Consider the following 7,814-nt stretch of genomic DNA (forward strand, 5'->3'; position numbering starts at 1 on the left):
GATGGCTTTGTGGGGAAATTAAGACACAGCGAGCGGGGTTATTTGCATGAAAAAGAATCAGACAAACCAAAAGCCCGGCGGCTTGGAGGAGGACAGCATCCGGAGCTATCGGACAAAAAGACGGCGCTGTCTTGTGATCGGCGTCCTGCTTCTGGCGGCCATTCTGCTGCTTTTGGTGGCATTTGTAGGGATGGGAGCCATGAACCTGGGATTTGCTGAGACCTGGGATATCCTCTTGGGGAAAATTACAGGGGATGCCGGACGTCTGGCAGCCCATGGAGCCAACGAGGTAGCCGTTGTCTGGGAAATCCGGCTGCCCAGAATCTTATGCGGTATCCTGGTGGGCATGGGACTTTCGGTGGCGGGGGTGATTTTTCAGTCCCTGCTGCGCAACTCTTTGGCCGATCCCTACACCCTGGGCGTTTCCACCGGAGCGGCTTTTGGGGCGTCTCTGGCCATTTTACTGGCCCTGACCGCGGGCATTGTGGTTTCTACCACAGCTATGGCTTTCCTTTTTGCTTTTCTCACCCTTGTGGTGGTCATCCTCATCTCCAAGAAAGGGGGAGGGATCGCTTCCTCCAACCTCATTATCGCCGGAATCATTGTCAGCGCTATCCTCTCTTCCGGGCTGAGCTTTATGAAGATGGTGGCCGGCGAGGATGTCAGTGCCATCGTTTTCTGGCTCATGGGGAGCCTTGCCTCCCGGGAATGGGGCGACGTGGCCATTGTAGCGCCGGTGGTGCTGTTGGGAAGCCTCATTGCCTTTGGATTTGCCGGGGATCTTAATGTGATGGTGCTGGGTGATAAGAGTGCCCGGAATTTGGGGGTCAACACCGGCCGGATCCGGCTGCTCTACCTCATTTTAGGCTCCTGTATCACGGCGGCCTGTGTCGCAGTCAGCGGCATTATCGGCTTTGTCGGGCTGGTGGTGCCCCATATGCTCCGCTTCTGGCTGACGTCGGATAACCGCCTCCTGCTGCCCCTTTCAGGGCTATTGGGAGGGCTGCTGCTTTCGGTCGCGGATAACGCCACTCGGCTTCTCTCGGTCAGTGAGGTGCCGGTGGGAGTTCTCACCACCCTCATCGGCGGCCCGTTTTTTATCTATGTCTTTATCAAACGGCGGGGCGGACAGGGGGTGTTCTGATGACGCAGACGGAAAAAGAGCTGCTGCGGGCCCAAAATATCAGCTTCTCCTATGGGGAACGGCAGGTGCTTTGGGACATTAGCTTTTCGGTGGAGTCCGGGCAGTATGTATCTCTTATCGGGCCTAACGGCAGCGGAAAAAGCACCCTCTTTGAGATCCTGTGCGGCAACCGCCGGGCCCAGGAGGGAAATGCCTACTATAAGGGGCGGGATATCTATGAAATGGATATCCGGGGCAGAGCCCGCCATTTGGCGGTCATCCATCAGAATGAGGGCATCAGTTTCCCCTACACCTGCATGGAAATGGTCCTTTTGGGGCTGCATCCCCACAGGGCCCGATTTGAGCGGATGGACGACCAATCCCTGCGGCAGGTGACAGAAATCATGGAGCGCACCGGCACCCTCCCCTTTGCGGAGAAGCTGGTGACCCAGCTATCTGGGGGAGAGATGCAGCGGGTGGCGCTGGCCCGGGCATTGGCGCAGCGCCCGAAGCTTCTTTTGATGGACGAGGCCATGTCCGACATGGATATCAGCGTCAAGATGCAGATGATGGCGCTGATTAAAAACTTGGTACGGACAGAAGGCTTGACGGTGATCGGCATCCATCATGACCTCAATCTGGCCTACCGCTATAGCGACCAGGTACTGGCGCTGCGGGAGGGCCGTCTGGTGGCCCAGGGAAAGCCGGTGGAAGTGATGACGGAATCTTTTTTTCAACAGGTATTTGATGTACAAGCCGAAGTGTATCCGGGAAAGGGCTTCTTTATTTTATAGATGAAAGCCCCATGACAAGAAAGGAAAGAACAATGAAAAAGTTAGCACTGATTTTGATGAGCCTGCTTGTGTGCCTCGGGCTATTTGCGGGATGCGGGACCCAAGACGAATCCACCAGTAATACGGCTGGAGATAGCAGCAGTTCTTCCTCCCAGGAAAATGGGAGCAGCGAGGCGGTACAAAAGGGTGACCCGGATAAAAAGGCGATTTTGGTGGTCAGCTTCGGCACCAGCTATAATGATACCAGGGAAAAGACCATCGATGCCATCGAGCAGGAAATTGCCGACGCTTTCCCTGACTATGAAGTGCGGCGGGCTTTTACCAGTCAGACCATCATCGATAAGCTCAGTGAGCGGGACGGTCTGGAAATCGACAATGTGACCGGGGCTATGGAGCGCCTTGTGGACGACGGTTTTGGCACCGTTATCTGCCAGCCCACCCATGTGATGAACGGGCTGGAATACGACGACATGGTGGCGGAGGTCAGCGCCTTTGCCGGCAATTTTGAGACCCTTAAATTCGGCACGCCGCTGCTTAACTCCGCTGAGGATTACCAGTTGGTGGCGCAGGCGTTGGTGAAAAATGTCCCCACAAGTGAGGATGATGAGGCGGTAGTCCTCATGGGCCACGGTACGGAACATTTTGCCAACGCCGCCTATGCCGCTTTGGACTATACGCTTAAGGATCAGGGCAACAGCCAGTATATTGTGGGCACAGTGGAATCTTATCCGGGACTGGAGCAGGTGCAAAAGCAGGTAGAGGCGCTGGGGGCAAAAAAGGTAATCTTGGCGCCGCTGATGATTGTGGCGGGAGATCACGCCACCAACGACATGGCCAGCGATGAAGAGGGTTCCTGGAAGATGGAGTTTAAAAAAGCGGGCTATGAGGTGGATATTGTCCTCAAGGGTCTGGGCGAATATCCTGAAATCAGGAAAATCTATGTCAGCCACGTCCGGCAGGCCATCGATGGGGAATAATTTTGCATTCTAACAGCAGATAGGAGAACTTATGAGACATCTTTTCAAAAAGGGTTTGGCAGTGCTCTTAGCGGCGGTTTTGTCCTTTGGAGTTCTGACAAGCTGCGGCACAGATCAAACATCAGGGGAAACCTCCCAGACCTCCGCTTCCCAGCAGGGCGGGGAGGCGGCCATCAGCTTTACCGATGACGAGGGGCGGGAGATCCGGCTGGATCAGCCCTGTGAGAGGATCATCTCCCTTTACAGCGCCCATACAGAAAACCTGTTTTCTCTGGGTGCGGGAGAAAAGGTCATCGGCGTCAATGACACCTCTGTCTATCCTCCGGAAGCGGCTTTCTTGGACGTTTACGATTATGAGTCGGATCCGGAAAAGGTCATCGCCGCCCAGCCGGATCTGGTGCTGATCCGCCCCTTTATTACGAACAAAGCCCCTGATTTTGTCAAGGCAATTGAGAAGGCGGGAATCACGGTAGTTTCCCTTTATCCCGAAAGTTTCGACCTGTTCGATGAATATATCACCCATTTGGGCGCCTTGGTAGGGGAAGAGGAGACGGCTAAGGAGAAGCTGGAGGAATTTCATCAAAACTTGGACGAGATTACCCAGCTGACCTCCACTCTCACCCAGAAGCAGAAGGTGTTTTTTGAGTCCACCGAGGTGAATTTGCGCACCATTACCCCGGATTCCATGCCGGCTCACGCCATCGCCCTGGCAGGCGGGGAGAATGTGGCCCAGGATGTAGAGCCTGTGAAGGAGGGCAGCTCCATCGCCCCCTTTGGGGAGGAGCGCGTCCTCTCTTTGGCGGATGAAATCGACGTCTATGTCTCCCAGAGCGGCGCCATGAACGCAGGGGGAACGGTCCATAGCATCTCCATCCGCCCGGGATTTGACACCATCAAGGCGGTGAAGGACGGCCGGGTTTACCTCATCAATGAGAAGATCATTTCCTCCCCTACCTTCCGCTTTTATAAAGGGGTGCGGGAGCTGGCGCGGTATCTCTATCCCGAGGTGATGGACAGCCTGGAAGATTATGAGACAGACCAGCCCGCTACCCGGCGGGATCTGGCCAACATTATGGTCAAAGCAGCCCATCTGCCCATCTATGTGACCTCCTCACGGTACTATCAGCAGGAGCACAAGGGCCATACCTATGGGCTCTTTGAGGATGTGGAGTGGACCGACCCGGATTTTGACGCTATAGAAACGGTGGTGGTTTCTGGCTATTTGGACTGGGAGAAGGACGGGGAAAAGGAATATTTTCGTCCGGAGGATCCGGTGACCCGGGAGAAGCTGGCCCAGGCGATTTTCCTCATGGGGGACTTTGAGGGGAAGGACGCAACGCCTATCCAGGATTTGGAGGAGTGTGAAAACCAGAACATCGTCCAGATTATGGTGGATAACGGTGTGTTTGCGCTGGCTGACGGCAACTTTGAACCCCAGCGCACAGTGACCCAGCAGGAAATTGTAGACGCCTTTTCCAAAGCGGGCCCGCTGGCCCAGGGAGAAGAATAAAATAGAGAGGGCAGGCTCAGATTTTTTGGGAGCCTGCCCTCTTTGCTTCATAACGGCTGACAGCTTTTCATATATTTCTACAAGGAAAATAAGGAGATACGGTGAAATATATGAAAAGACTCCGGGCTTTTTTGCTCAACGGCCTGATCCTAACCATTACATCGCTGCTGATGAGCAGCATTAGTGTCTGGTTTAATGTCTATTTGGGGAATAAAATCGGCAATGAGATGATGGGCGTCTTTCAGCTGATTATGTCGGTGTACGGCTTTTCCATCACCTTGGCGACAGGAGGCATTAATCTGGCCACTACCCGGCTGGTGGCAGAGGAGATGGGGAGAAGCGCGCATCCAAACCTCAAGAAAATCCTGCGCAAATGCCTTCTCTACAGTATTAGTTTTGGCACGGTGACGGCGGTTTTGCTCTATCAGCTGGCGCCCACCATCGGGCTGCAGATGCTCCAAAACGATCAGACCGTCCTGCCGCTGAAAACCCTGGCCATCAGCCTGCCTTGTATTGCCATGTCCTCGGTGCTTTCCGGCTACTTCACCGGGGTGCGGCGGGTGGTGAAAAACGCTTCCATCCGCATTGCCGAGCAGTTTGTCAAGATTTTTCTGACCATTGTGGGCTTGACGGTGCTCTCTCCCGGCGGGCTGGAGCAGACCTGTCTGTGCATGGTCTGGGCTGGCGTCATCTCGGAAATTTTCTCCTTCCTCTTCTCCTTTATTATGTACCAGATGGACGCTAAAAGGTATAAAAAGTGTGATCGGGCATCCCAGGGCATCACCCGCCGGATGTTCGGCATCGCTTTGCCGGTGGCCATGAGCGCCAATCTGCGCTCCGGCATCCTGACGGTGAAAAATCTGTTGGTTCCCATCCAGCTGCGGAAGTTCGGCGTCTCGGAGAGCGAAGCCTATGCGGCCTTCGGCGCCATCCATGGGATTGTGCTGCCGGTGATCCTGTTTCCCTCCGCCTTTTTATTCTCTTTTTGCGACCTGATCGTCCCGGAGTTGGCCGAATGCTTTGCCGTAGCCGACAACCTTAAGGACAATATCCGGATTAACTACATGGTGACCCGTATGTCCCAGATGACCCTGCTTTTCTCCATGGGAGTAGCAGGCATCATGTTTTGCTTTTCCACCCAGGTGGGAGAGCTGATCTCCAGCAGCGATGAAATCGGCCTTTATGCCGATTATATCCGGCTGCTTGCCCTAATTATCCCCATCATGTACTTTGATCACGCGGTGGACGCCATGCTCAAGGGGCTGGATGAGCAGCGAAGTTCCATGCGCTATAATATTATCGACTCCACCGGTACCCTGATTCTGGTCTGGTTTCTCCTGCCGGTTTCGGGAATTCAGGGCTATGTCTTTGTCCTTTACATGAGCGAGATTATCAACTTTGCTCTGAGCCTTCACAGGCTCATCAAGGTAACGAGCTTCCGGGTCAATCTCGCGGATACCATCTTAAAGCCAGCTTTGTGCATCGGCTTGGCTGTAGCTTTGCCGGCTTTGGGCATCCAGCTTATGCCGTCTTTGGATGCGCCCATCTTCCTCATCGCGTCTTCCGCCTTTTTGTACCTGATTTTGCTGTGCGTCACCGGCTGTCTGACGCCGGAGGACATCAAATGGCTCAAAAGCATCTTTGCCAAGTGATTCGCTCAGAAAAAAACTCTCTGTCAGCCGCTGGAAAGGGTGGTTTCGGCAGGACCTGCGCATTGCAAAATACGAAAAGCAGCAATGAAAAGCAGCCTTCCTTTTTCGGGAAGGCTGCTTTTCTTATACTTTCACATAGTTTGCGTTGGCGAAACCGGTAACCCCGTTATAATTAACACTGTACCAGTCCTTCCAGCGGCCGTAGACAGTGATGGGATTGCCGTTGTAGGCGTGAGCCACCACCTGGGAAGAGGTGGTGGGACGGGAACGGATGTTGAGGGATCCCTGGCCCACCGAAACAGTACCCTGGCGGACGGGCCCAGGGGCAATAAAGGGGAGACCAAAGTATTCTGTCAGAGAGAGAACCACATTCCGGGCGATGGCATTGATGTTATTTTTAATCCAATTGGCGTCCTCCACATTGTCGTGATAGGCAAATTCGATGAGCACAGCCGGGGCCTTGGTTTTGGTCACCTCGCCTAAGCTGGTTGTGGTCAAAGCCCGGACCCGGTCAGGCAGGGGATAGATGGCTTTTAAATTCTTGGCGATAATTTCGGCGGCCTTTTTGCCGTAGACGCTGCCCGGCGCATAGTAGACTTCCGCGCCCCGGACATTTCCTGCGTTGGCGGCAGGGGCGGCGTTGGAATGCAGCGCCACATGCAGATCGTAGTTGCCGGCGTTGGAGGCTCGGATGGAGGAGGCGGCGGTCATATCTGGGGTATTGCGGGTGAAGGCGATGCCGCTGGCACGCAGATAGGGTTCCATGGCATCGGCCACCAAATTCATGTAATACTCCTCTGTGCCTCCGGTGATATAGGGGTTCCACTCCTGGGTGGAAGGGCTTAGATAGATGCTGGGCATGGGGATCGCTCCTTCTGGCAGAATTTTGGATCATTCGGTGGTTTATAAACGCGGATACCCTATTTTATGTAAAAAAACCGACGGGGTGAAAATAAAAAGAAAAGGACCCCGTCAGGGGTCCCAGAGGAGGGAGAGATACAGTGAAAGTTACTGTTTCAGCTGAAAGGATTTGCAATCGGTGCACTGATCCTCTGTAGGATTCATCTCATGGGTACCAATGGTAACACAGTCAAGAGAGCAGTAGTTCTGCTGCTGGCAGTGATGCGCGCACTGCTGCACGGTACATTTAATGCTTTCGTTTGCCTGAAATTGGTTATTCATATTGACGGCCTCCTTAAATTTGCTTATGCTGGGATCAAAGGAAATGCCTCAAAGAGACCTCTCCTTTCCATTCCAGCTCTCCTTTATTCTGCCCATTGGCACCATACTCTATGCATATACCGCAAAAAAGCGGAAAACAATTTTAGGATAGGCCGGAGGGAGGGAGACCTGAAATCCGCAGAACAGCCAGGGATACACTTATCGACTCCTCTTGGCCCTCAAACTGAAAAGGCGATTGACTGCAAAGCTGCAAAACACAAGGGAGACAGGAGGGAAAGATCGCCTGCCCTGTTAAGGATAGGCTGTCACTCCCCGACTTATGGACGGATGTGGGAGAACCGGGCAGTATTTTTCCGTCTAGGGATAGGAAAAATACGGTATCGATTTGAAGGTGTGAGGGAAGATTTACTATATAGTCTGCGCGGTAGATACCGGGTGTCTGGAGCTGGATAGAGCCGTTATGATGGGATATTTCCGGAGAGACACAACCACTTTTGTCAAAGCGTATCGCTTCTTGGGGAGTTTCAATGGACAGGCCGCCAGTTTTATAGAAGTATCCATAATGATTTTTTTCTG

The 7,814-nt window shown here is 53.6% G+C and carries 7 protein-coding genes; 5 read left to right on the forward strand and 2 right to left on the reverse strand.

The features are described 5' to 3' along the window. Nucleotides 1-46 precede the first annotated feature (46 nt). The 5 genes from ACZ25G_RS06340 (at nt 47) to ACZ25G_RS06360 (ending at nt 6,056) form a co-directional block, all read left to right on the forward strand. The gene (locus tag ACZ25G_RS06340; RefSeq protein WP_463681891.1) at nt 47-1,144 is read left to right on the forward strand and encodes a FecCD family ABC transporter permease; all 1,098 of its coding nucleotides are present in this window, start codon (nt 47-49) and stop codon (nt 1,142-1,144) included. Continuing rightward, nucleotides 1,144-1,917 (forward strand): ABC transporter ATP-binding protein, encoded by a 774-nt coding sequence (locus tag ACZ25G_RS06345; protein WP_463681892.1) that lies wholly within the window; start codon nt 1,144-1,146, stop codon nt 1,915-1,917. The genes ACZ25G_RS06340 and ACZ25G_RS06345 overlap by 1 nt, the downstream gene beginning before the upstream one ends. Before the next feature lie 32 nt (nt 1,918-1,949). Beyond that, on the forward strand, nt 1,950-2,894 hold the full coding sequence (locus ACZ25G_RS06350) for a sirohydrochlorin cobaltochelatase (protein ID WP_463681893.1): 945 nt from the start codon (nt 1,950-1,952) through the stop codon (nt 2,892-2,894). 31 nt (nt 2,895-2,925) lie between these two features. Next, nucleotides 2,926-4,404 carry an ABC transporter substrate-binding protein gene (locus ACZ25G_RS06355; RefSeq protein WP_463681894.1) on the forward strand — a complete coding sequence of 493 codons (1,479 nt, stop codon included), beginning with the start codon at nt 2,926-2,928 and terminating at the stop codon, nt 4,402-4,404. A gap of 110 nt (nt 4,405-4,514) precedes the next feature. Next, nucleotides 4,515-6,056, forward strand: a complete 1,542-nt coding sequence (locus tag ACZ25G_RS06360) for an MATE family efflux transporter (protein ID WP_463681895.1) — start codon at nt 4,515-4,517, stop codon at nt 6,054-6,056. Between the two features lie 123 nt (nt 6,057-6,179). On the opposite strand, the gene ACZ25G_RS06365 is transcribed toward ACZ25G_RS06360, so the two are convergent. Both ACZ25G_RS06365 and ACZ25G_RS06370 read right to left on the reverse strand, forming a co-directional pair. After that, a complete protein-coding gene (locus ACZ25G_RS06365) occupies nt 6,180-6,917 on the reverse strand; it encodes an N-acetylmuramoyl-L-alanine amidase (RefSeq protein WP_463681896.1) in 738 nt (245 codons plus the stop codon). Nucleotides 6,918-7,064: 147 nt separating this feature from the next. Continuing rightward, a complete protein-coding gene (locus ACZ25G_RS06370; RefSeq protein WP_342680258.1) occupies nt 7,065-7,238 on the reverse strand; it encodes a DUF1540 domain-containing protein in 174 nt (57 codons plus the stop codon). Nucleotides 7,239-7,814: the final 576 nt, after the last annotated feature.

This window comes from Zongyangia sp. (genome assembly GCF_965361945.1).

What these genes read in the sequence shown, in the direction of transcription:
- ACZ25G_RS06340 (WP_463681891.1), top strand. Translation starts at nt 47, where the DNA reads ATGAAAAAGAATCAGACAAACCAAAAGCCCGGCGGCTTGGAGGAGGAC.
- ACZ25G_RS06365 (WP_463681896.1), bottom strand. Translation starts at nt 6,917, where the DNA reads ATGCCCAGCATCTATCTAAGCCCTTCCACCCAGGAGTGGAACCCCTAT.
- ACZ25G_RS06355 (WP_463681894.1), top strand. Translation starts at nt 2,926, where the DNA reads ATGAGACATCTTTTCAAAAAGGGTTTGGCAGTGCTCTTAGCGGCGGTT.
- ACZ25G_RS06345 (WP_463681892.1), top strand. Translation starts at nt 1,144, where the DNA reads ATGACGCAGACGGAAAAAGAGCTGCTGCGGGCCCAAAATATCAGCTTC.
- ACZ25G_RS06360 (WP_463681895.1), top strand. Translation starts at nt 4,515, where the DNA reads ATGAAAAGACTCCGGGCTTTTTTGCTCAACGGCCTGATCCTAACCATT.
- ACZ25G_RS06350 (WP_463681893.1), top strand. Translation starts at nt 1,950, where the DNA reads ATGAAAAAGTTAGCACTGATTTTGATGAGCCTGCTTGTGTGCCTCGGG.
- ACZ25G_RS06370 (WP_342680258.1), bottom strand. Translation starts at nt 7,238, where the DNA reads ATGAATAACCAATTTCAGGCAAACGAAAGCATTAAATGTACCGTGCAG.